At 59.8% G+C, this 23,286-nt stretch carries 24 protein-coding genes; 5 read left to right on the forward strand and 19 right to left on the reverse strand.

From position 1 onward, the window contains the following. Positions 1-15: 15 nt before the first annotated feature. The 7 genes from purH to edd all read right to left on the reverse strand — a co-directional run bounded on the left by purH (position 16) and on the right by edd (position 8,956). Positions 16-1,593, reverse strand: a complete 1,578-nt coding sequence (gene purH / locus GMO_RS10885) for a bifunctional phosphoribosylaminoimidazolecarboxamide formyltransferase/IMP cyclohydrolase (protein WP_008852454.1) — start codon at positions 1,591-1,593, stop codon at positions 16-18. Then, positions 1,590-2,153, reverse strand: coding sequence for a metal-dependent hydrolase (locus GMO_RS10890; RefSeq protein WP_008852455.1), 564 nt, complete (start codon positions 2,151-2,153; stop codon positions 1,590-1,592). Before GMO_RS10890 ends, purH begins: the two co-directional genes overlap by 4 nt. Continuing rightward, positions 2,150-3,598: an efflux transporter outer membrane subunit gene (locus GMO_RS10895; RefSeq protein ID WP_008852456.1), complete on the reverse strand. Its 1,449-nt coding sequence runs from the start codon at positions 3,596-3,598 to the stop codon at positions 2,150-2,152. Before GMO_RS10895 ends, GMO_RS10890 begins: the two co-directional genes overlap by 4 nt. Further along, positions 3,595-4,698, reverse strand: a complete 1,104-nt coding sequence (locus GMO_RS10900) for an HlyD family secretion protein (RefSeq protein WP_008852457.1) — start codon at positions 4,696-4,698, stop codon at positions 3,595-3,597. Before GMO_RS10900 ends, GMO_RS10895 begins: the two co-directional genes overlap by 4 nt. A gap of 24 nt (positions 4,699-4,722) precedes the next feature. Further along, complete coding sequence (locus tag GMO_RS10905; RefSeq protein WP_040509339.1) at positions 4,723-6,276, reverse strand: MFS transporter; 1,554 nt, start codon at positions 6,274-6,276, stop codon at positions 4,723-4,725. 193 nt (positions 6,277-6,469) lie between these two features. Then, positions 6,470-7,096 (reverse strand): bifunctional 4-hydroxy-2-oxoglutarate aldolase/2-dehydro-3-deoxy-phosphogluconate aldolase, encoded by a 627-nt coding sequence (gene eda, locus GMO_RS10910; protein WP_040509342.1) that lies wholly within the window; start codon positions 7,094-7,096, stop codon positions 6,470-6,472. 12 nt (positions 7,097-7,108) lie between these two features. Then, entirely contained in the window at positions 7,109-8,956 is a 1,848-nt protein-coding gene (gene edd, locus GMO_RS10915) for a phosphogluconate dehydratase (protein WP_008852460.1), read from the reverse strand. A 414-nt stretch (positions 8,957-9,370) separates the two neighbouring features. Here edd and GMO_RS10920 point away from each other — a divergent pair, with 414 nt between their 5' ends. Continuing rightward, positions 9,371-10,054, forward strand: a complete 684-nt coding sequence (locus GMO_RS10920) for a YfdX family protein (RefSeq protein WP_008852462.1) — start codon at positions 9,371-9,373, stop codon at positions 10,052-10,054. Positions 10,055-10,195: 141 nt separating this feature from the next. On the opposite strand, the gene GMO_RS10925 is transcribed toward GMO_RS10920, so the two are convergent. From GMO_RS10925 to aroQ, 4 genes are read right to left on the reverse strand one after another with little or no spacing between them, the layout of a single operon-like run. Further along, on the reverse strand, positions 10,196-10,765 hold the full coding sequence (locus GMO_RS10925; RefSeq protein WP_008852463.1) for an NIPSNAP family protein: 570 nt from the start codon (positions 10,763-10,765) through the stop codon (positions 10,196-10,198). A gap of 10 nt (positions 10,766-10,775) precedes the next feature. Further along, positions 10,776-12,128 (reverse strand): acetyl-CoA carboxylase biotin carboxylase subunit, encoded by a 1,353-nt coding sequence (accC, locus tag GMO_RS10930; RefSeq protein WP_008852464.1) that lies wholly within the window; start codon positions 12,126-12,128, stop codon positions 10,776-10,778. After that, complete coding sequence (locus tag GMO_RS10935; RefSeq protein ID WP_040509346.1) at positions 12,128-12,574, reverse strand: acetyl-CoA carboxylase biotin carboxyl carrier protein; 447 nt, start codon at positions 12,572-12,574, stop codon at positions 12,128-12,130. Before GMO_RS10935 ends, accC begins: the two co-directional genes overlap by 1 nt. Continuing rightward, positions 12,571-13,020 carry a type II 3-dehydroquinate dehydratase gene (gene aroQ / locus GMO_RS10940; RefSeq protein ID WP_008852466.1) on the reverse strand — a complete coding sequence of 150 codons (450 nt, stop codon included), beginning with the start codon at positions 13,018-13,020 and terminating at the stop codon, positions 12,571-12,573. Before aroQ ends, GMO_RS10935 begins: the two co-directional genes overlap by 4 nt. A gap of 153 nt (positions 13,021-13,173) precedes the next feature. Here aroQ and GMO_RS10945 point away from each other — a divergent pair, with 153 nt between their 5' ends. Continuing rightward, positions 13,174-13,791 (forward strand): septal ring lytic transglycosylase RlpA family protein, encoded by a 618-nt coding sequence (locus GMO_RS10945; RefSeq protein WP_008852467.1) that lies wholly within the window; start codon positions 13,174-13,176, stop codon positions 13,789-13,791. Between the two features lie 37 nt (positions 13,792-13,828). Here GMO_RS10945 and GMO_RS10950 read toward each other — a convergent pair whose 3' ends face one another. Further along, positions 13,829-14,995, reverse strand: a complete 1,167-nt coding sequence (locus GMO_RS10950) for a YihY/virulence factor BrkB family protein (protein WP_040509350.1) — start codon at positions 14,993-14,995, stop codon at positions 13,829-13,831. A gap of 383 nt (positions 14,996-15,378) precedes the next feature. Here GMO_RS10950 and GMO_RS10955 point away from each other — a divergent pair, with 383 nt between their 5' ends. Next, positions 15,379-16,518 carry a type III PLP-dependent enzyme gene (locus tag GMO_RS10955; protein ID WP_040509473.1) on the forward strand — a complete coding sequence of 380 codons (1,140 nt, stop codon included), beginning with the start codon at positions 15,379-15,381 and terminating at the stop codon, positions 16,516-16,518. A gap of 91 nt (positions 16,519-16,609) precedes the next feature. Here the strand turns inward: GMO_RS10955 and GMO_RS10960 are convergent, their stop codons facing one another. The 7 genes from GMO_RS10960 to GMO_RS10990 form a co-directional block, all read right to left on the reverse strand. Continuing rightward, positions 16,610-16,804 carry a hypothetical protein gene (locus tag GMO_RS10960; protein WP_008852473.1) on the reverse strand — a complete coding sequence of 65 codons (195 nt, stop codon included), beginning with the start codon at positions 16,802-16,804 and terminating at the stop codon, positions 16,610-16,612. Beyond that, positions 16,804-17,361: a hypothetical protein gene (locus tag GMO_RS10965; RefSeq protein WP_008852474.1), complete on the reverse strand. Its 558-nt coding sequence runs from the start codon at positions 17,359-17,361 to the stop codon at positions 16,804-16,806. Before GMO_RS10965 ends, GMO_RS10960 begins: the two co-directional genes overlap by 1 nt. Before the next feature lie 164 nt (positions 17,362-17,525). Beyond that, positions 17,526-18,008: a molybdenum cofactor biosynthesis protein MoaE gene (locus tag GMO_RS10970; RefSeq protein WP_008852475.1), complete on the reverse strand. Its 483-nt coding sequence runs from the start codon at positions 18,006-18,008 to the stop codon at positions 17,526-17,528. Next, positions 18,005-18,832 (reverse strand): NTP transferase domain-containing protein, encoded by an 828-nt coding sequence (locus tag GMO_RS10975; protein ID WP_008852476.1) that lies wholly within the window; start codon positions 18,830-18,832, stop codon positions 18,005-18,007. Before GMO_RS10975 ends, GMO_RS10970 begins: the two co-directional genes overlap by 4 nt. Further along, entirely contained in the window at positions 18,829-19,311 is a 483-nt protein-coding gene (gene moaC, locus GMO_RS10980) for a cyclic pyranopterin monophosphate synthase MoaC (RefSeq protein WP_008852477.1), read from the reverse strand. The genes GMO_RS10975 and moaC overlap by 4 nt, the downstream gene beginning before the upstream one ends. 19 nt (positions 19,312-19,330) lie before the next feature. Beyond that, a complete protein-coding gene (gene moaA / locus GMO_RS10985; protein WP_175282613.1) occupies positions 19,331-20,377 on the reverse strand; it encodes a GTP 3',8-cyclase MoaA in 1,047 nt (348 codons plus the stop codon). Continuing rightward, a complete protein-coding gene (locus tag GMO_RS10990; RefSeq protein WP_040509362.1) occupies positions 20,355-21,551 on the reverse strand; it encodes a molybdopterin molybdotransferase MoeA in 1,197 nt (398 codons plus the stop codon). The genes moaA and GMO_RS10990 overlap by 23 nt, the downstream gene beginning before the upstream one ends. Positions 21,552-21,696: 145 nt before the next feature. Here GMO_RS10990 and GMO_RS10995 point away from each other — a divergent pair, with 145 nt between their 5' ends. Continuing rightward, positions 21,697-22,662: an XdhC family protein gene (locus GMO_RS10995; RefSeq protein WP_008852480.1), complete on the forward strand. Its 966-nt coding sequence runs from the start codon at positions 21,697-21,699 to the stop codon at positions 22,660-22,662. Continuing rightward, entirely contained in the window at positions 22,659-23,243 is a 585-nt protein-coding gene (locus tag GMO_RS11000; protein WP_008852481.1) for a nucleotidyltransferase family protein, read from the forward strand. Before GMO_RS10995 ends, GMO_RS11000 begins: the two co-directional genes overlap by 4 nt. Positions 23,244-23,286: the final 43 nt, after the last annotated feature.

Consider the following 23,286-nt stretch of genomic DNA (forward strand, 5'->3'; position numbering starts at 1 on the left):
CTAATATTAGGGTTTTCAATGCCGGAAATGCCTCATGCCGGTGAAGACCATGGCGATTCCCGCTGCATCGGCAGCATCGATCACCTCCTGATCACGTATGGATCCGCCTGGCTGGATAACAGCCACAGCCCCGGCGGCCACCACGCTTTCAAGTCCGTCTGCGAAGGGGAAGAACGCATCGGACGCGGCGACAGAACCTGCCGTAAGAGGCTTGTTTTCACCTGCTTCCTGGGCCGCGTCCTCGCTCTTGCGCGCGGCAATTCGCGCACTATCCACACGAGACATCTGGCCAGCACCGATACCGACCGTTGCCCCGTTCTTCGCATAAATAACCGCATTGGATTTCACATGCTTGGCAACACGGAAAGCAAACAGCAGATCCTTCATTTCCTGAAGCGTTGGCGCACGCTTCGTTACAACGTGCAGATCTGCTTCATTCACGCAGCCGGCATCCCGGCTCTGCGCGAGAAAACCGCCCGCGACTGAACGGAAATCCAGCCCCTCTGCCGCAGGATCGGGCATCCCGCCCGTCAGAAGGAGCCGCAGATTCTTTTTACGTGACAGAATGGCGATCGCTTTTTCATCCGCATCAGGCGCAACGATCACTTCCGTGAAAATTGTGCTGATACGTTGCGCCGTTGCCGCATCCAGTGTGCCGTTCAGAGCCACAATTCCTCCGAAAGCAGACACCGGGTCACAGCGCAGAGCAGCAATCCAGGCCTGTTCCATCGTCTCGGCTGAAGCGACACCACAGGGATTGGCGTGTTTGACGATAACAACGGACGGGGCTTCAAATTCGGCAACAGCCTCGAACGCTGCATTGGTATCGTTGATATTGTTGTAGCTCAGGGCCTTGCCCTGAACCTGGCGGGCCGTCGCAATTCCCGGGCGAGTGTTCCCATCCCGATAGAACGCTGCCTTCTGATGGGGATTTTCGCCATACCGCAGCAGTTCGCGTCGCTCCCCGCTCAGGGTCAGAACAGGCGGCAGCAGTTCACCGGCCTGCGTGGCGAACCAGCGCGCAATCATGGAATCGTAAGCAGCCGTGTGGGCATAGGCTGAACCCGCATAGGCCCGGCGCTCGGAAAGAACGGTCCCGCCCTGCTCCAGCCCTCTAATCAGCCCCTCATACTGATGAGGATCCGTCAGGATGACCACATGAGCGAAGTTTTTGGCTGCCGCCCGGATCATGGCCGGGCCGCCAATGTCAATGTTCTCGATGCAGTCCTCGTCCCCTGCTCCAGACGCCACCGTTGCGGCAAAGGGGTACAGGTTCACACAGACCAGATCGATTGGAGCAATACCATGTTCATTCATCTGCGACACATGCGCTGGCAGATCACGCCGACCGAGAATGCCACCATGAACCTGTGGAACAAGGGTTTTGACCCGTCCATCCAGAATTTCGGGGAAGCCGGTATGATCCGACACGTCCCGGACGGTCAGGCCTGCTTCCCGCAGCGCCTTTGCCGAGCCGCCGGTAGAGAGCAGCTCCGCTCCCTGGGCGGCAAGGGCACGCCCCAGTTCGATCAGTCCCGTTTTGTCAGAAACGGAAAGCAGGGCGCGACGGACAGGGAGTCGGGTCTCAGTCATGATGAAAATGAAATATCCTTCAAAGCATGTCCTTGCAACCGGGTGTGATGCATGACTGACGCTGGATGACAGACCAAACCGTTCAGACCTCTCATTCCACCCCACCCCAGAAGCAGCAGCGCAGGCAACAGAAGCATGATTTCTCCCAGACCGCCCGTTCTGGCATAAGGCCAGAAAGAAAGCCGCGACCGGCTCAGTGGTGCCAGGACCTGGCACCCGCCTGTAGGCAGATCGGCAGCGATATGCGTCGCTGCTCCCAGCAGGCAGGCTCCTGCCGGTCCGCGGAGTGCAATTTCTCCTCCCACCGCATTCACTACGACAGCCATTGCCAGAAGTATGACAGCGGAATGCGTGAGACCGCGATGCCCGAGTGTGCGGGCCAGAAAGCGGGAGAGGAAACGGACACGACTCCCTAGGATGGAGCGTTCGGTATCGATGTCCGGCAGGAGACTGCCGAGGAGGCCGGTACAGAAAGAAAAGGGGTCAGGCGTCAGGACGTGCCAGCGCATGGCACAAAGCACCGCAAAACCACCAAGCAGAAGATGCGAACGTCCGGTCACGCGCCCTTATGAGCTGATTCGTTCGCTTCCGCAAACTGCCACCCACCACCAAGCGCCCGATACAGCGAAACAAGCGCCGTTCCGATCTGCGTCTGCGTGGCAGCCAGAGCCGTCTCACTGGAAAGAAGTGCCCCTTCTGCCGCATCGACCTCTAGAAACGTGACGGCTCCAGCCACATAACGCTGGCGAGCAGCCTGAAGTGCGAGACGGTTCTGGCGAACAGCCTCTGCGACCTGATCATGTCGCTTCTGAACCTGTGCATAGGCTGTCATGGCGTCATCAACATCCCGCCAGGCATTCAGAATAGTCCTGCGATAGTCCAGCGCGGCCTCCTTCTGCTGAGCCTTGCGCAGACGCAGCGTCCCCCGCAAACGTCCACCTTCGAAAATGGGAACGTTCAGTGTAGGGCCCAGCGTGAAATACTTGGCCGCGGGCATGAAGAAATCGCTGGCAGACAGGGACTGCGTGCCGATGTTTCCGGTCAGGGTAATATCTGGATAGAACGCCGCATCCGCAGCGGCAACCCGAGCCGTGGCAGCATGAAGCCGCGCATCTGCCATCATGAGGTCGGGCCTGCGCTCCGCAAGCTGGGAGGGGAACCCAACAGGAATAGCCGCCGGGGGCTGTGGCTGCGGACCAATTGGCAGAAGCTCCTTCTCAAGCATCCGGGGTGGCAGAGCTAGCAGGAACCCGATGGCATTGATCAGGGCTGCCTGCGAGTTCTGCAGGGGCGGCAGATCACTCTCCGTCGTTGCGACCCGTGCCCGCGCCTGCGCAAGATCCAGCGATGTGGCCGCACCATCACGTGCCCTGTCCTGTACCAGAGACAGGTCATGACGCGCCAGTGCCAGATCCCGTTCCGTCAGGACAATCTGCGCCTGCGTGCCCCGAAGCTGAAGATAGGACGTCACCAGACTGGACAGTGTCGTCAACGCCACTCCGCGCCGTGCTGCCTGCGTCTGCACAACGGTCGCCCGCTGCGCCTCAACAGTACGCCGAATCATGCCGAATAGATCCAGATCCCAGGATGAACTCAGAATATTGGTATAATAATTGTATTGCAGGTTGGCGCCCGGCTTGGGTTCTGCCAGTGACAGAAAGCCCTTCTCGCTCTGCTGTGTCCATGTATAGCCGGGTTGCCAGTTGATATTCGGCATCCCCTGGGCAGCGGCGATGTGGGTTTGTCCCCGGGCCTGCTCGATACGACTCATGGCCTCCTGAAGATCCAGGTTCTGCTTTCCGAGGCGCCCGATCAGACTGTCCAGTTCCCTGTCGTGAAAACCGGACCACCATGAAATCTCGATCGCACCGGCATAGGTCATGCTGGGTGTAGCCGGTTCACCGCCCCAGTGCTCCGGCCCTGCCACATGTGGACGATGATAATTCGGTCCCACTGCACAACCTGTCAGCAGCAGGGTACTGACCAGAAGACAGAGACGCCTCATCGGGCCGTCACCGGGGTCTGTGTATGCTGCTGATCAGCCGCGACATTTTCAAACCCTGTATCCACGGACGTCTCCACCGAGAACCCCATGCGCAGGAGTGCAGCCAGTTTCTGCCCCGGCCGGACTGTGATTTTCACCGGTAGACGCTGAACGATTTTCGTAAAATTCCCGGTCGCATTTTCCGGCGCCAGAGGCGCGAACGCTGCCCCCGAGGCCGGCGGCACACTGTCCACCACCCCCTGAAGATCAATGTCGTAGGCATCCACGTGAATGACAACAGGCTGACCTGGCCGCATATGCCGCAAGGCAAGTTCCCTATAATTCGCTTCGATCCAGAGCTGATCCATGGGTACGACCGCCATTAGTGCGGCTCCCGGCGCCACATAGTTTCCGGCCTGGACACTCCGCTCTCCCACCATGCCGTCAAAGGGCGCGCGAACCCGGGTATAGGATAGGTTCAGTTCCGCCTGATGCAGCCGGGCGCGATCCATGTCCAGCGTATGCAGCGCCGCTTCATGACGAGCCTGAAGAATCGGAAGCTGCGCCTGCGTCGCCGCAGCATCCGCCTGCGCTCCCTGCACAGACGCCTCCAGTTCTCCGACCTGCGCGGTGTATTGCTGATTGCTTTCGGTGCTGCCTGCGCCGGTCTTCGCCAGATCCCCATATCGGCGGGCATTCTGCCGCGCGAATACAAGCTGCGATCTGAGCCGTGCCACATTGGCCTGAGCCTGCTGGATCAGGGACGGCTGCCGGTTGACGGCTGCCTTCGCATCCATGACCAGCGCCTGGTCATGGTCCAGCGTTGCCAGCGCCTGGTCAACGGAGGTGCGATAATCACGATCATCCAGCGTCACGAGAACCTGACCGGTCCGGACCATCTGGTTGTCGTCCACCGCAACCGTTTCCACCTGCCCTGAAATTCGGGGCGCAATGGTGGAGTAATGCGCGGTCACGTAGGCATCATCCGTCCAGACACGGCGGCTAGGCACAAAAATGATGGCCAGAACCACGGCAATGAACCCGACGATGATGACAGCCGCCAGAACGAACGGCCATCTGGCGTTCGGCTTGCCGTCATCGTCGTTCGTCTGGTCAGCCATAAGACATAACTTCCTGTTTCCTGATCATTTTTTTGCCAGGACAATACGGGGCGGATAGGTGCGCACAGGCAGGGTGAGCAGAAGCATCATCAGAAACGCCACCAGTCCGAGAATGATGAAGAACAGATCGCTCACCATCAGCGTCGCCGTCTGCCGCGCAAGCTGGGAGGAGAGCATTCCAACGCTGTCAGGCGTACGCGGCAGACCATTGGGCAGAAACGGTGGCGGCTCCTGAAGGGCCGGGCTGTTCCCCTGATACAGGCGGAAACGGTTCCGGCCCAGCAGATCGGTCAGACGATCGGAGTGAAGCGAACCGCGATAGCGGTGAACCAGTTGGATCAGCCAGACCGAGACCGTCTGCGCCACGCCACGCGGGCAGTTCACCAGCGCGGACGCGAACGGTCCTTCGGCCGGCGTCACCATGTTGGTGGACATCATCAGAAGCGGCATGACGATCATGGCCGCGCCCAAGCCCTGAAAGAACTGCCACAGGTAAAACTCGTTGCGGTTCCACACGGACGTCACGAACGTGTCGCCGATACAGCCCGTCAGGATACAGCACAGCCCACAGAGGCTGACCACCCGGCTGTCCACCCACTCCTGATTGAGTACGACAGCCATCAGAGGCAGCAGGACAAGCTGCATGCAGGCGATTTCTGCCGTGACCAGATAAGCCTGTTCCGGCCGGTAACCGGCAACAGTGGTCAGGAAACTCGCTGGAATGGTGGAAGATGAAATCGAAATCACCACGAAGGTCAGAAGGGTCGTTGCGCCATAAGCGAAGTTCCGCCGCTTCAGAAGCTGGAACTTGAACAGCGGAAGCGGATGGGACCACTCATTCACCACAAAAAGCGGAAGCGTCACGGCGGACACCAGCGCCATAACGCAGATGGCTTTCGAATTGAACCAGTCCAGTCTGTCTCCTTGCTGAAGCATGGTAGTCAGGGCCGAAAACCCGAAGAAAATCAGCAGCATTCCCCGCCAATCGATGATTTTGAAACGTTCATATTTCGGCTCATCAACCGGCATGCCGTACCACACCAGCAGTCCCGCCAGAGTACAGAACGGAATCGTTTGCCAGAACACGAACTGCCATCCGACAAGATCGCTCCATAGCCCGGCGAAGGTACCACTCAGATAGGGGAAGAAAGTCGCCGTCGAGGCATAGGCCGCCAGGCCGTACAGCCGGATGGGGGGCGCAAGAACCCGCAGGGCCGTCGTCATCAGCAGCGGCACGGCAAAACCACCCGCCAGCCCCTGAAGCATCCGGAGAATGTAAAGCAGAGAAAGTTCTGACGTGAACGGAATGAACACACTGGAAACGAGTGCCAGTCCGACAACGAAGAACGCAAAACGGCGCAGGCTGAACGTCACCGCCAGCCAGGGTGCAAACGCCATCCCGATGACCTCGGCCGTTCCATACAGGCTGGTGAACCACGTCCCGGCATCATGGCTGAAACCCAGTCCACCCATGATGTCACGCAACGTCTGAGCGGAAACCTGCTCATTCAGTTCAGTCGCCATGGCCAGACCAATGATCCCCGCCAGCCCGACAAGAGGCTTTTTCCGGGGATCCATCAGTGCGTCATGCCTGACACCAGACATCCTGACCGAACATGGCAAAAGGGCATTTCAGATTCGAAAGGAACAGGCCGCTGCATGCTCCCTTAAAGCATGATGGCGAAGGCTGTTCCCCACATGCAGGAATTTTAATGACAAATCTTGTCCAGCGGACAGGATCGCAGAGGCAATCTCTCCTGCCAGACGGTCGTCAGTTCTGCTGAAGCAGGGCAGCAGCCGTGGCGCGCTGCCGGACCTTCTCCGCATCGAACTCCCCTGCCGTCACCCAGGAACCCCCAACACAAGAAACCGTCGGCAGAGCCAGCCAGTCCGCTGCGGTCTGTTCGGTGATGCCACCCGTCGGGCAGAAACGGACATTCGTTCCAAAAACGCTGGCGAGACTCTTGAGAGCGGGAATGCCTCCATTGGTCACAGCCGGGAAAAACTTGAAGCGTGACAACCCCAGATCCAGTCCGCGCATGATGTCTCCGGCATTGGCCACCCCCGGCAGGAACGGTACATCATGCGCCTTGGCCGCCTGAGCCAGTGGTGCGGTCAGACCCGGGCTGACGATGAACTGGGAGCCCGCTTTCACGGCCCTCTCCAGATCATCCGGGTTCAGCACGGTCCCAGCCCCGACCAGCGCGCCCTCGACCTTCGACATTTCCTGAATGACTTCCAGGGCGCAGGGCGTGCGCAGCGTGACTTCCAGCGTCGAAAGCCCTCCAGCCACCAGCGCCTCTGCCATCGGTCGTGCCAGCGAGACGTCCTTGACGACCAGTACGGGCATCACTGGACAGCGGCTCATGACGGCATCAAGTCGGGTAGTATCAAGCATGAAAATCAGTCCTCAATGAATGTCATCGCCGACAGTTTCGATCACCCGGTCCATCTGGGCCAGCATGGCCGAACCGCCTGCCTCGGCCGGATCATGCACCGAACGCATCAGGGCGAACAACTCACGACCCGTACCCAGCCCCGGAGGCGGTGGAGAGGCGAGCTCCCGTGTAGCCCATTCACCCGGATCAACCAGCGCTTCGATCTGCCCGGTCACGGCACAGACACGAATCCGGTCACCATCCCTGATTTTCGCAATCGGACCACCATTCTGTGCTTCGGGTCCGACATGGATGGCGGCCGGAACCTTTCCGCTGGCACCAGACATCCGGCCATCCGTCAGAAGCGCGACCTTGAAACCACGGTCCTGCAGAACGCTGAGCGTCGGTGTGAGCTTGTGGAGTTCCGGCATGCCATTGGCTTCCGGCCCCTGAAAGCGGACGACGACGACGACATCCTGTTCAAGCTCCCCGTCACGGAACGCGGCAAGAACGTCATTCTGGTCATGAAACACCCGTGCCGGGGCCTCGACGGTCAGATGCTCCGGTGCGATGGCACTGCTCTTATAGATGGCTCGGCCGATATTACCGGTCATGAGGCGCATCCCGCCATCCGGCCGGAACGGAACACTGATGTCACGCAGGATATCCGGATCCGTCGAATGGCCGGCACGGCTATAGACGACCTCGTCCCCGTCCAGGGAGGCACGCCGGGCATAATCGGAGAAGCCACCTCGGGAAACCGTCAGGATATCCTTGTGGAGTAGGCCCGCCCGAGACAATTCGGCAATCACGGTCGGCATGCCGCCAACACGGTTGAATGCATTCACGTCCTCGGACCCGCTCGGGTAAACGCGCGTGATGAGAGGCACCACGGACGACAGGCGGCTGAGATCTTCCCAGTCAATGACGATACCCGCGGCCCGGGCAATAGCGGGAAGATGGATGGAGTGATTGGTGGACCCCCCTGTCGCCAGCAGACCGACAGCGGCATTGACGATGGCTTTCTCATCCACACACTGCGACAGCGGACGGACATCCTCACCATTGAGCCCGATTTCCGCCAGCCGGTGAATCCCGGCGCGCGTCATGGCCTGACGCAGTTTGGTGTTCGGATTGATGAAAGAGGAGTCAGGCATCATCAGGCCCATGATCTCCACCATCATCTGGTTCGTGTTGGCCGTACCGTAAAAGGTGCAGGTTCCCGGGCTGTGGTAGGAAGCGTTTTCCGCTTCCATCAGCTTGTCCTGACCAATCTTGCCCTGCACGTAAAGCTGACGGATGCGCTGCTTTTCCTTGTTCGGCAGACCGGACGGCATGGGGCCGGCGGGAATGAGCATGGCCGGCAGATGACCGAAGCGCAGGGCTCCCATCAGCAGACCCGGCACGATCTTGTCACATATCCCCAGCAGGGCCACGCCCTCGAACATGCCGTGGCTCAGCCCGACCGCCGTGGACATGGCGATGACATCACGGGAAAACAGCGAAAGCTCCATTCCCTCCTGTCCCTGCGTCACGCCATCGCACATTGCGGGCGCGCCGCCGGCCACCTGTGCGGTCGCTCCCACTTCCCGGGCAAACAGCTTGATCTGTTCGGGATAACGGCCATAGGGCTGATGGGCGGACAGCATGTCGTTATAGGACGTGATGATGCCGATATTGGTCCCGGTAGGCATCATGAGTTCCGGCTTGTCCGGAGCGGAAGCGGCAATGGCATGCGCGATGTTCCCGCAGGCCAGTCGCGGACGGGACACACCCTTGGCCCGATTGCGCTCCATCAGGGCGAGATAACGACGGCGAGAGACCTTCGAACGCTCGATGATACGGGCTGTCACGCTCTCGACGACGGAATTCAGGGACATTGGACACTCGCTGCTCAACTGGGCGCGTCATCAGGCCAGTGGAAAGAGCTTCAACTTCCCATTGAAAAGACACGCTCCCGTGATAATGGCCTCGTTCATAAGGAAAGCCATGCCAGACGGCAAGCCATCGAAAGGGAGGTTTTTTACCCTCCAGGGCACTATTTGTTTTTATTTTCACCCAGATCCTTTCCGGATCATTCCAAAAATCATCAGATTACGAAACAAATAGTCCTGCCTTTTCCGTCATCTTTTGGAAAAGTCATAATTTTATATCCACGCCCTCCCGGTATCCATCAGTAAAAAGGACTGTTTTTGTAGGATTTATAAAAGACTCTTAATGATCTTTAAGTTGCTGGTAAGGAAACGATGCAATACCTATATCAGTCATCTGTGAATAAAAATGGATTGTCTACAATGCGTCTTCTTCCTCTCGCTGCGCTTGCTCTTCTCGTTTCTGCCCCGGCTTTTGCGCAGCCTTCAAAACTTCGTACAGACTGGGAAAAGTTCAAGGCTCACCGTGCCTTCCATCATCTGTCCGCCGATGGCCAGAAAGCCTTCACTGACATTCTGAAAGCCCGCGACATCCTCCAGTCCGGCCAGACCGATGCTGCCATCCCTCTCCTCTATGATGCCCAGAAGCGCCTGGCTGCCGCCCAGAAGGCTGATGGCAAATTCCAGGCAGCGGAAAGCGACCTGCACCCTGCTCCGCAGCACCCCCTCTCTTCCAATCACACACCGACAACCGGCCAGATGGACTGGCTGCCCGTCGGCGGTGAGTTCATCGTGAGCGAGACCGTCGCACCGGAAAAGAAAGCTGCCGTAGCGACCGCCAACGCCCAGCTGAAGACCGGCAATACGAATCAGGCTGCCCAGACGATGCAGGTCGTTGGTGAAGATGCTACCTTCATTGTCGCGCTGGCTCCCCTGCCGCCCACGACAGGCGCTGTGAACCGGGCCACCGTCTTCACGGAAGGCCGGCAGCCCCAGCAGGCGGTAAGCGCTCTGAACGACGTTCTGGATTCACTGGTCTTCGTGACCGAAGACGCCGTCGCCACGCCTGCTTCCGCACCTGCACAGCCGGCCCCACCACAGAAATAAGCAATCTGATGGTCTTTCCGGTAACTGTTCCGAATAGGGCAGTCACCGGGAAAAACCGTCACGAACGGCAAATGCCGTGCAAGGCACAAAAAAGCCCGATCCTTACCGGATCGGGCTTTTTCATTCAGAGCCTACAGGCTTTTAATGCCAGATGGACGCCTCGAGAGGCAGAAGGATCTCGCTTTGCATACTGGACAGTGTATGCGCCATCCGCGGAGGCCATGTCCCGCTCGCCACAGCTTCTGCCCGGATTGCAGCCCGACTGTTCAGATCCGCATAGGGCCAGACATGAGCAATACGCGGTGTGCCTTCAATTGAAACTAGGGCACAGAACAGCGACGACAGCTCCAGCCGCTTTGGCAGCGCGGCTAGAAAACTGAGTTCCGCCTCCCCCATCTGCCCGGGACGGGCCTCATAGCAGCGCCATTCATAGACGCCGCCATGCGACCCCGGAGCCAGAACGGGACAAATCACCCGCCAGCCCGTCACCTCGATCCGTTCGAGATGGGCCTTTGGCAGGCTTTCCAGAAGCGCGGGCCGTCCTGCCAAAAGCGCTTCGAAAGAGTCAGCCGTCCGGAAGAGCGTGATACGGTTGAGATAACCGATTTCTGTCGCCCACATCCCCACATCCTGCAGACCGGACAGCGCGGAAACCACAGCGGGAGCATGTCCGAACTGAACGTCGAGAATAATGGTTTCCGCGTAGCTCATGCTCTCTTCCTCAGTCTTGACCCTGCTGGGACGCCACAAAATTTTCCAGCCAGTGAATGGTGTAATCACCCTTCTGGAAGGACGGATCTGCCAGAATTTTCCGGTGAAGAGGGATTACGGTCTGGACACCGTCCACCACACATTCGTCCAGTGCACGCTGCATCCGCGCGATGGCTTCGGCACGGGTCGGTGCATGAACGATCAGCTTGGCGATCATGCTGTCGTAGTAAGGCGGTATACGGTAGCCGGCATAGATTGCACTGTCCATGCGCACACCCAGGCCACCCGGAGCATGGAAGACCTTGATCGTACCGGGACTGGGCAGGAACGTCTCCGGATTCTCGGCATTGATCCGGCATTCGATCGCATGACCGGACATGTGGATGTCGTTCTGGGCGTAGCCGAGAGGCTCACCAGCAGCGATGCGGATCTGCTCGCGGACAAGATCCACATTGCAGACCATTTCCGTCACCGGATGCTCAACCTGGAGGCGGGTGTTCATCTCGATGAAGCAGAACTGCCCGTCCTGATACAGGAATTCGAGCGTCCCGGCATTACGATACTTCATCCGGGCCAGTGCTTCGGTCGCTGTGCGACCGATTTCCAGCCGTTCAGCGTCCGTCAGGGCCGGTGAACCGGCTTCTTCCAGAAGCTTCTGGTGACGACGCTGAAGGGAGCAGTCACGCTCGCCGAAATGCACGACATTTCCGTGCGCGTCGCCGAGGATCTGAAGTTCGATATGGCGGGGACGGTCGAGATACTTCTCGAGATAGACCTCATCATTCCCGAAGGCCGCACGCGCTTCCGTACGCGCGACCGTCCAGGCTTCCTCAATCTCGTCAGCCGTGCGGGCGACCTTCATGCCCCGGCCACCGCCACCGGCGGCGGCCTTGATGAGCACCGGATAACCGACATGCTCCGCCACTTCACGGGCGGAAGCCAGATCCGGCAGGGCGCCATCGGAACCCGGCACCAGCGGAACGCCAAGCTCACGCATGGTGGTCTTGGCGGTGATCTTGTCACCCATCATGCGGATGTGCTGCGCCGTCGGGCCAATGAAGACCAGGCCATGCTCTTCCACCGTTTCGGCGAAATCGGCATTTTCCGACAGGAAGCCATATCCCGGGTGGATGGCTTCCGCCCCCGTGATCATGGCGGCGGACAGGATGGCTGCCACGTTCAGGTAGGAATCGCGGGAGCTCGGCGGCCCGATGCATACGGCCTCGTCCGCCAGACGCACATGCATAGCGTCGGCATCCGCAGTGGAATGCACGGCGACGGTCTTGATGCCCATCTCACGGCAAGCGCGCTGGATACGCAGCGCGATTTCACCACGATTGGCAATGAGGATTTTGGAAAACATTACTCGATGATCGCCAGCGGCTCGTTGAATTCAACCGGCTGCCCGGATTCGACAAGGAATTTCACGAGCGTACCGGAGCGCGGGGCCTTGATCTGGTTGAAGGTCTTCATGGCCTCGATGAGCATGATGGTCTGCCCGGCGGAAACCGGCTGACCTTCCTGCGCGAAAGGCGGCGAAGCCGGGTCCGGCGTCAGGTAGGCGACACCGACCATCGGGCTGGGCACTGCGCCCGGATGCTTGGCCGGATCGACTGGAGCCGGGGTGGCCGGGGCAGCGGTGGCCGGTGCTGCGGGAGCGGCCACGGGTGCCGGCTGGACCACGTTGACGGTGCGGGCCACGCGAATCCGGCTGTCCGCTTCGGAAATCTCGATTTCGGTCAGGCCGGTTTCCGTCAGAATATCGGCCAATGCCCGAATGGCATCCTTGTCCACGAGCATACGGCTCATCCTTCGTCTTCGATCATGTCGGTTATTGCCTGAAGCGCATGTGCGTATCCCCTGACGCCGAGGCCGCAGATCACGCCGATGGCGGCCTGCGAGACGTAGGTGTGATGACGGAACGGCTCCCGACGGTGGATATTGGAAATATGAACCTCGACCACAGGCAGCTCGACGGCCAGAAGCGCATCCAGCAGGGCGATCGACGTATGCCCGTAGGCAGCGGGATTGATCACGATTCCGTCTGCACGGCCGCGACATTCCTGCACCCAGGACACAAGTTCACCCTCCCCGTTCGTCTGGCGGAAATCAATGGCCACGTCCAGCCGCTCGGCGGCCTGGATGCACACCTGCTCGACATCATCGAGCGTGGCGTGACCATAGATCCCTGGCTGGCGAAGACCCAGCATGTTGAGGTTCGGGCCGTTCAGAACGGCTATCAGAGGGCGTTTCATCTGGCCGCGCGATAGCACTTTCGGAAGAGTCATGAAAGCGTCATGGCCTTATTCCTGCCCTCTTCAGGGCGTCAAAAAGGGGACAGGGCCGGTTTTCTGTGTTATCCGCAGCAGATCAAGCCCTTTTCGTCCACTGGAGAAGATCCCGGTATAGTGCCCTGCAAACGCCCTGCTTTCTCTTCCCCATTCCATTGGGTTTCGCTGCGCGGCCTGACTTTCATAGTCGCGCTGGCAGGCATGACAGGAGGCTCAGCCGCCCGCGCGGCCGACGATTCTCCGGATCAGTCCGGTGGGTTGGTCAGGACGAGCTGGGCCGCCTCGGTCCGCGACGCGCTGGCGCACCGCGCCCATGAAGCCGCCACCTGGACACAGCACGGCATGGCCAGCTGGTACGGGCGTCACTTCCACGGTCGCCGCACCAGCAGCGGTGCGACATTCGACACAAACGCCCTGACCGCCGCCCATCCTTCCCTGCCTCTCGGCACAAAACTGCTGGTGACATCGCAGGATACCGGCCGCTCCGTCGTGGTAACGGTCAATGACCGCGGCCCCTTCAACAGCCGAATCATCGACCTCTCTCACGCCGCGGCCGCAAAGATCGGCATGCTGAACAGCGGTACGGCCCATGTGACGATCGCACGGATGGAAGACGTCCCGGCGGAAACGGAAGTTGCCGAAGCCGATCCCTCCGACACCACGGCGCAGGCCGTACAGGTTGCAGCCTCCCCTCAGGCGACGGCCCATACCCGCAGGCACCGCCGCCGTTCCTGATCCGGGAACGGGAGCGGAGCGCCTGTCCTGAACAGGATCAGGACTTTCGCGCAGCGTCCCCGGCTACGGCTTTGGCGATGATCGGGTCTGGACGGGGCTGCCCCGTGATCCGGGGCTGACGTCCCCGGGCGCGATCTTCGAGACTGGCGTTCAGTTCAGCACCGAACAGGACGACGTAGGCGCTCACGAAAAACCACATCATGATGGCCGCGACGGCGCCGAGAGGCCCGTAGGTGGCACCGTAGCTGGCAAAATGCGCGACATACCATGAAAACCCGAGCGATGTGATGACCCAGAGCAGGGTCGAGACGGCTGAGCCCGGAAAGATCCAGCGCCACTTCGTATGCTGACGGCACGGTGCGAAGCGGTAGAGCAGCGTCACAGCCAGGAAAACGAAGAGCAGCATCAGAAGCGGTGCCACGGTATGCACGACCATGGGCGCACCGTAGGACACGAACAGGTCGAAGGGCGGTGGCAGCTTTTTCAGACCCAGATATTTGGGAAGATAATCGACCAGCGCCGGAGCCGCGACCATCAGGGCCAGCGTCAGCGCGGCACCAACGATGGCCATGAGCGTCGTGCTCAGGGCAACTGCCTGGAAGCGCAGGAAGCTGCGTGTTTCCTGCGCGTTATAGGCCATGTTTAGCGCGGCGAGAATGGATTTCGTACTGGCCGAGGCCGACCACAGCGCCACCGACAGTGAGAAGATCAGGCCGATCGTCAGGGAGGAATGAGGCTGGGAAATCAGCTCGTGAATCCGGTTCCCGATCAGATCGTAAGCGGCAGGCGGCAGAAGGTTGCGCAGGACCTGAAGCTGCGGTTCGACCGTCTGGAGATCGAATGCCAGCCCGTAAAGCGAGATCAGGCTGGACATGGCTGGAAACAGGGACAGCGTCGCATAGAACGCGCACCCTGCGGCCGAAAGTGATGTCTGGCTGGACCCGACTTCGGAGAAAACCTGCTGCAGCACGAGTTTCCACCCCGCACGGGACATGGCCCACGGACCACGTGCGCCAGTGCCCGGGGCATCAGGCCCCAGCGTCCGGGCTTCCCGGATCTGGCTTTCATCGGGGACGGGTCTCAGTTCCTTCGCGCGTTCCATGTCCTGCGCGATGGTTTCCTGATCCGGTTCCGAAGGTGCGGCATTCGACCGCGTGCCGGCAGACCGGTCAGGCGGTGTCGCAGAATCGGACATTAAACTCACGCAGGGTCATCCTTACAGAGGGTTCCAGTGACGGGCAGCAGACATGTGCGGATCATGTCCGCAACAGGACAGCTCTGGTCATGCCTACGCGGAAAACATCTTCCACGTTCCGAATTCGCCCTGATCCGGCTTTGTTTATTTGCAAACACGCTGTAATGCAAAATCAGGAGTTGCAAGCGGCGACGTTTGGCCCCATATGGCCCGTCACGCAGCAACGCACGTGCCACTGGCCCACTAGAGGTTACGCAACGACGTCAAGCGTTCTGGCCTTCAGGCCTCCGGCTTTCCGGAGTCCCGCTATTCGCCGGTCCGTTCGACCGTTTCGCAACACACTCGCAAGGATTCACTTTTCCTGACGAGTCCTGGTTCTGGGAATGAGTGTCATGACTCCCAAAATCACCCGATTCCTTGCCGAGCAGCAGCCGGCAACCCCTTGCCTTGTCGTGGATCTCGACGTGGTGGCCGCGCATTATGACGCGCTGCATACCGCTCTTCCCGAAGGCCGGATCTATTACGCCATCAAGGCCAATCCGGCCCCGGCCATCCTGCGCCTTCTTGAAAAGCGCGGCGCATCCTTCGATGCTGCCTCGCTGGAAGAAGTCCGGATGTGCCTCGCCGCTGGCGCCACGCCCGACCGCATTTCCTATGGCAACACGCTGAAGAAGGCGTCTGCCATCCGGGAAGCACACGCCTTGGGCATTACCCTGTTCGTGTTCGACAGCGTGGAAGAGCTGGAGAAAATCGCGGCCAATGCACCGGGCGCACGGGTTTTCTGCCGCCTGGCCGTGGAAAACGAAGGCGCGGACTGGCCCCTGTCCCGCAAGTTCGGAACGACCCTGGCCAATGCCCGGACCCTGATGCTGCGTGCACAGGAACTGGGGCTGGATCCGTATGGTCTGTCCTTCCATGTGGGCAGCCAGCAGACCGGAATCGCTGCCTATCAGCACGCCATTGCCCGCGCCGCCGCTCTCTATCACGACCTGCGCGCAGAGGGGCTGAATCTGCGGATGCTCAATCTGGGTGGGGGCTTTCCGACCCGCTACCGTGAGAACATCCCTTCCGTTCAGGATTTTGCGGACGCCATCCAGAAGGCTCTGGCCGAGCATTTCCCGGAGGCTGCTCCTGAAATCCTGCTGGAACCGGGGCGTTACATGGTGGGCCAGGCCGGAGTCGTGTCCAGTGAGGTCATTCTCGTCAGCCGTCGCGGCGGTGCGGCTACAGACCCGCGCTGGGTCTATCTGGATATCGGGCGCTTTGGCGGGCTGGCCGAGACGGAGGGCGAAGCCATCCGCTACACGTTCCGCACACCCCATGATGACCGGAATGGAACCCGCTCACCCTGCGTCGTGGCCGGACCAAGCTGCGATGGTGTGGATATTCTCTACGAGAAAAACCGCATTCCGCTTCCCGACTCCCTGCAATGCGGCGACAGGATCGAACTCCTCGCCACAGGGGCCTATGTTTCCACCTATTGCTCCACGGGCTTCAACGGCTTTCCTCCACTGACAGAGCATTACATCTGAGGTTCCGTCCCCGGGCCGGCCATGACCGGTCCTTACCGGGGGTTCTGTTCTCTCAAGCCTGCTTTCCTGCGGTTCTGGAAGCCGGAAAGCGTCATTCCAGAAAGGCCACGTGGATATCGTTTCCATATCCCAGCGCCGTCAGGATATCGTCCAGCGAAACCTCCAGGCTGACACAGGCCAGCCAGCAGAAGCACACCACCCCGAGCGCCAGAAAGAGCAGGCAGAAGGTCATGCTTTCCATGCCCGTCACTTTTCTCTGCGCCGGAACGCGCTCGGCCGGGCGCATCAGTGCAGGGTCTGCTGACAGGCGGAGTCATGCTCGCGCGGCCATAAAATCCGCATTTCTGCCGGATTAACGGATTTCCAGCGCGTGAGGGTGGCCAGCGCTCCGGCTCCTGCCGTGGATTTTTCGTGTTCTGGCAACCAGTGTCCGGCTCCGGCCATGCAATCCGCGATCAGTGTCAGAGCAGTTGCAACACAGCCCTGAACCAGACGGTCTGGAACACAGCCGGCCAGCAACACGAAGGTCGCTTTCTGTCCCTCATTCTGGGCGATCTGGATTCCACGGATGAAACGCTCTTCCGTCTGTGAAAGCTGAAGCGCGCCAGGTGCGTTGATTTCCAGCTCCGGGAGCCCTGTTTCACGCAGATGATCGGCCGCATCCATGAAGGCCTGCTCAGCGGCATCCAGAGCAGGCCGGAAACAGGACGGGAACATCCCATCCGTCGTTTTCGTCTCCGGACAATATGGAAGACGGTAATGCCTGACGAGACAGCGGATACTCCAGAGCGCCAGCCGCTCGCAGCAGCAGAGATCAGACAGGGAAAGCAGGGTCCGTCGCATGGTGAATCTCCGAATCAGCAGAACCGGAGTCACCTTAATTGAGAACAATTCTCACTTGCAAAGCAAAAATTCTGTGAGCCCGGTTATTTCAGTACGGGCATCACAAAAAGAAGCATCATTCCGCGCCAGTCCGTTCCTTTCCCGAATGAAGGAAAAGATCCTGCTCAGTGGTGATGCCCGCAGTCCCTGTCCAGAGCCGGCTCCTGCGCGGCTGCGGCAGTCTGACACTGATGACAGGCCACCCATTCCGCCTCCCCTGTCAGGTAATGCTCTTTTTTCCAGACCGGGACGCGGGCCTTGATTTCATCGATGATGTAGCGACAGGCCCGGAATGCCGCATCCCGATGAGGCGCCGAGACCCCGATCCAGACCGCCATCTCCCCGATCTTCAGCGTTCCTGTCCGGTGCATGGCGACAGCATTGCTAATGTCGAACTTTTCCATCGCTTCGGACAGGATGCGTTCTCCTTCCCGGTTCGCCAAGGCCTCATAGGCCTCATATTCAAGGCCATCGACCGCCCGGCCCTCATTGCGGTTACGGACCCAGCCTTCAAAGGTACAAAATCCACCCGCTTCCGGCAGGTGCAGGCCCTCTCGCAGACTTTCCAGTCCAACCGGATGGGCTGACATCTGAAAACGCATGCTCATCCTCCCGTTACCGGCGGAATGAACACAATCTGATCTCCGTCCTTCAAAGGCTGCGTCCATAGAGCAAAATCTCCGTTGATGGCCACGCGCAGCCGCGATGCGTCAAAAGGGAAACCGTGCAGATCGCGCAGTTCCTCATAAAGGGGTTCGGCACTGGTGCTGACCGTGCTGATCACCTCGGTCCGGTGCCCGGCGATCTCCCGCATCTGTGCGAAATATTCCACCGTAACCTGAATCATCGTCCCTCCGATTCTCTTTTGCGCGGCTTCGCGTTCCTGGGGTGTATTGATATTGTCGAGCGCTCCCGCCGTCCGTGGTTCGAGGAGGCGTATTTCCTTATCCGCAAGCAGTTTGCGCAGACCGATCTGTCCGCGCTCCACCTGCCGCACCAGTTCATCCAGAGCTTCAGGTTCCCAGATGGTGCAGAGCGGTTCAGGCAGGCCGTCATGCTCACTGCGACAGGCAACGGCGATGTGCCTGTCGTCGCGTTCCGCGATCAAGGTCTTCAGTGTCGTTTCATCCAGAAACGGCAGGTCACAGGCCACCACCAGAAACGCACGGTCAGGATAAGCCTCGTGAGCCGCCAGAATTCCTGCTGCCGGCCCTCTCAGCTCTCCTCTGTCTTCGATCCGGGGGAAGCGCGCCCGCAGGGGATCAGCGGTCTGGTCAGGCCGAACGGAAACGAAACATTTCTCCACAAGCGGGGCCATCGCCTCATACGCCGCCTGAAGCTGGGGAATGCCCTGATAGGACAGGAAAGCCTTGTCCTGCCCCATCCGGGTACTGCTTCCACCGGCAAGAATCAGGCCATAGAGCTGATTCATCCCTCTATCCGCTGGAAATCACGCTTGCCGCCTGCTTTGCCCATAAGCTGGACATCCCTGATCACCATGTCATGAGACATGGCCTTGCACATGTCATAGATCGTCAGCGCCGCCACGGAAGCGCCGGTCAGGGCTTCCATTTCCACGCCGGTCCGCCCCTCACAGGAGACGCGGCAGTCAATCACGGCTTCATTGTCCACGATGGTGATATCTACCCGGCATCCACTCAGGGACAGGGGATGGCACAGAGGAATCAACTGGGAAGTAGATTTCACGCCCATGACACCGGCAATCTGCGCCACCGTCAGAACGGCGCCCTTCTTGGTTATGAAACCGGCTTCCGTCAGCGCCCTTGCAACCTCGGGAGGGAAAACGAGCCGGGCCTGTGCATGGGCGTTCCGCTCCGTCACAGCCTTGCCGCTGACATCCACCATGCGCGGATCTTCACCACGCTCGTTGACATGCGTGAGGGTTTTCATAGCTTTCGGTCTCCCGGTCCTAGCCGCCGATGTAATTCATCTCGATACGGCGTCGCGCCGGCGCTTCGTCATGCGCCGCACGTTCCTCACTATACCGGTCCGACCGCACACGCCACACCTGCGCCAGGACCTCTTTCAGGCGGTCATCATCCGTTCCGTCGCGCAGGATGGACCGGATATCCGTCCCTTCCGATGCGAACAGGCAGGTGTACAGTTTCCCTTCCGAAGACAGACGCGCTCTCGAACAGTTCCCGCAGAACGGGGCCGTCACAGAAGATATGAAACCGATTTCCCCTGCTCCGTCCTGATAGCGGTAGCGCTGTGCGACTTCTCCCCGGTAATGCGGCCCGACAGGATCCAGAGGCCAGCGGGCATCAATCTGTTCCCGCAACTCCCGCGATGGAACCACTTCTCCCAGTTCCCACTGGTTCCGGGTTCCGACATCCATATATTCAATGAACCGCAGAACCACGCCAGTATGCCGGAAGCGCTCAGCCATTTCGAGAACGCCGTCATCGTTCACGCCGCGCTGCACGACAGTATTGAGTTTGACGCCGCCCCGGAAACCCAGTGCCGAGGCTGACTCAATTGCCGCCAGAACGGGTTCAAGCTGCGCCCGTCCGCCACTCATCCGGGCGAACACTGCCGGATCCACGCTATCCAGACTGACCGTCACCCGTCCCAGTCCCGCATCGCGCAAGGCCTGGGCATGACGCTCAAGCAGGACGCCATTTGTGGTCAGGGCCACATCCTGAACATCTTCGATCGCGACAAGCCGAGCCACGAGTTCCGCCAGGTTCGGACGCAGCAGAGGCTCCCCTCCCGTCAGGCGCAGCTTGGTCACACCGAGCGAGACTGCCACTCGCGCCACACGTTCGATTTCATCGAAACTCAGACGCTGCTTCGGCTCCAGAAACCGGAAATGTTCATGATATGTGGCTTCCGGCATGCAATACGGGCAGCGGAAATTGCACCTGTCCATGACCGAAATCCGAAGGTCATGGAGTGGCCGGTCATAAGTATCCCTGATGCTGCTGGTCTGTTTACCACCCATGAAACACCGCATGCGTTCCTGCTGCGGCAACGCCTTCGCCCCGCGGCAGTTCGACAAATCCGTCCGTACCGGCCAGAAAACTGAAATCCCCCGATGTCGGCATCGGGCAGGGCGTCGCAAGAGCGCATCCACTGGCATCATGCCGGATCCGGACCGGCAGGAAACGAACGAGGGTTGCGCTCTGTTCGGTTTCTGCATCCAGTTCAACCATGTAAGGCTCGGGCCGACTCAGCCCCTGCCCTGCCAGAAGCATCGGCATGACGTAGCGTATCGCGCAACTGACGGCGGAGACCGGATTGCCCGGCAGGCCGAAAACGCGCTGTCCTTCTGACCCGACCCCAAACCAGAGCGGCTTGCCAGGGCGCTGCGCCACCTTGTGAAACACTTTTTCCACGCCACTCCTGGACAGGGCTTTCGGCACATGATCGAACGCTCCCATCGACACGCCGCCGCTTAGCACCAGTACGTCATGACGCTGAAGCTGTTCGCGCAGGGCCACGATCGTCTCGGCCAGATCGTCGGAAACAACCGACTGCTCGATCCTATTGAACCTCCGGGAAGTCAGAGCCCCTATGATGGCATATTCATTGGAACGGCGGATCTGCCAGTCCTGCACCGGCCCTTCAACATCTGCCAGTTCATCACCCGTGGATACGATACCGATTGAGGGAATGCGGGAAACCTCGACCTCCGCATAACCATTGCAGGCCAGCACGGCGAGAGCCGGCCCGTTCAGGCGCAGACCCGGCAGCAGAAGTTCCGTTCCTGCCGCACAGTCAGAGCCACGCCGATGAATGAACTGTCCGGCATGAGGCTGATATCCCGCCTCGAAGGTGATCTGTCTGCCATCACGGACAAGGCGCTCCACAGGCACAACCGTATCGGTCCCTTCAGGGAGCACGGCTCCGGTCATGACTTCCAGACAGGCGTTGCCTTCCGGAAGCGGCTGCCCGGGCGCTCCGGCACGCTGCGTTCCATGCACCACCAGAACCGGTCCGCTTCCAGAGCGAAAGGCAATTCCATCCATCATAACCCTGTCATAAGGAGGCTGCGCCCGCTCGGCACGTACGACCTGCTGAAGGATCCGGCCGCCCGCCTCGGCGAGGGGAATCCGCTCGGTGCCGAAATTACCTGCATATTCCAGCACCAGGTCCACGGCCTGTGCAACGCTCAGCAGATTGTCCATCTTCACTCCAGTGGTCTCTATGCGGCGGGCGATACCATGCCGATATAGGCCTGTGGCGGTCCGGATCAACATCCGGCTCCATCAGACTATGTCACAAAAGCATTTGGCGTTACTCTTCCGCCACGATCACTGGGAGAATCTTTTCATGGCAGGGACAGACAGACTGGCCCCACTTCCCGAATGGCCGGAATATGGCCTGACGGAAGATCTCCTGCCCACCCTGTCCGACTGGGCCAGACGCGGCAAGAAAGTCGCACTGGCAACGCTGGTTCATATTACCGGTTCTTCCCCGCGTCCACTGGGCAGTGAAATGATCATCTCCGAAGAGGGAGAGGTTCAGGGATACGTGTCAGGCGGCTGTGTCGAGGCTGCCGTGGCTGCAGAAGCGCAGGAATGCCTCAGGGACGGCACATCCCGCATGCTGGATTACGGTGCTGGCAGTCCTGTCCTTGATATCCAGCTGACCTGCGGGGGGCGCATCGGAATTTTTGTCAGGCCGCTTCAGGAACTGGATCGTTTCGTCGCGCTCCGCCAGGACGCCCGGACGAAACGTCATCCCGTCTACTCCGAAACGGACCTCTGCACCGGTAGCATGCAGTACACGTCTTCTGCACCGTTCTCCCGGGAGAACATCTTCATCAAGGCCTATCTTCCCCCCTTGCAACTGATTGTCGCGGGCAGTGATCCTGTCACCCTTGCGCTCATCTGCCTGGCACCGCAGTTCGGGCTCCAGCCCTTTCTTCTCAAGCCACTTGGTCCCCGTCAGCCTCCCGCCTCCCTTCCTCATGAACGTTATGATCGTCGCTCCCTAAAAGATGCGCTCCCGGACCTGACACTTGACCGATGGACCAGCGTATACGCACTGACACATAATGCGCAGATCGATATGGCCGTTACGGAATACGCGCTGAAATCAGAGGCTTTCTGTGTTGGTATTCTGGGAAGTCGGCGCAAGATTGACGGAAGGATCCGGACTTTGCGGACGGCAGGCCTCTCGGAGGAGGCATTGAAACGTCTTCATCTGCCAGCCGGACTAGAAATCGGAGCAAAAACGCCCCACGAAATCGCTCTTTCCATCCTGGCGCAGATCATAAAGCAGTATTACGCATGAGTGCGCACACGGCCATCCTGCTTGCTGCTGGCGGGAGCAGGCGACTTGGTCAGCCCAAACAGCTGCTCACCATTCAGGGTGTTCCGCTTGTCCGTCACATGGCGCAGCTTCTTCTGGCGACACAGCCAGAGGAGCTCGTGGTCGTAACCGGAGGCGCCAGACAGGCCGTCGAAGACGCGCTGGCTGGTCTCAATGTCGTTCGTGTCCATAACCCGTTATGGGAGAATGGTCTTTCGACGTCTTTGCAGACCGCCGCCCACAGCATGGGCCCCTTATCCTTGCCGACCCTGATCAGCGCGACGGATCAGCCTGCCCTCACCGTTGATCATCTCCTGAACCTCCTGAAAACAGGCCATCAGACAGAAACGGATATTCTTACAAGATATTCGGAAGATGCGGTCGGTATCCCCGCCTGCCTGCTCCCCTCCACTCTTCAGAAAGTCGATCAGCTCAAAGGCGATCAGGGCTTTCGGAAAATTCTGGGGCGGCAGACAGAGACCCTGTACAATCCTGCTCTGGAACAGGACATCGACACGCCGGAGAGTCTTTTGCTGGCGCGGAATTACGGAAACATCGACTGATGAGATGCCCGAACCGAGAAGAATGGTCCGGGCATCCGGCCGC

It is taken from the genome of Gluconobacter morbifer G707 (genome assembly GCF_000234355.1).
GTDB classification, from domain to species: domain Bacteria; phylum Pseudomonadota; class Alphaproteobacteria; order Acetobacterales; family Acetobacteraceae; genus Gluconobacter; species Gluconobacter morbifer.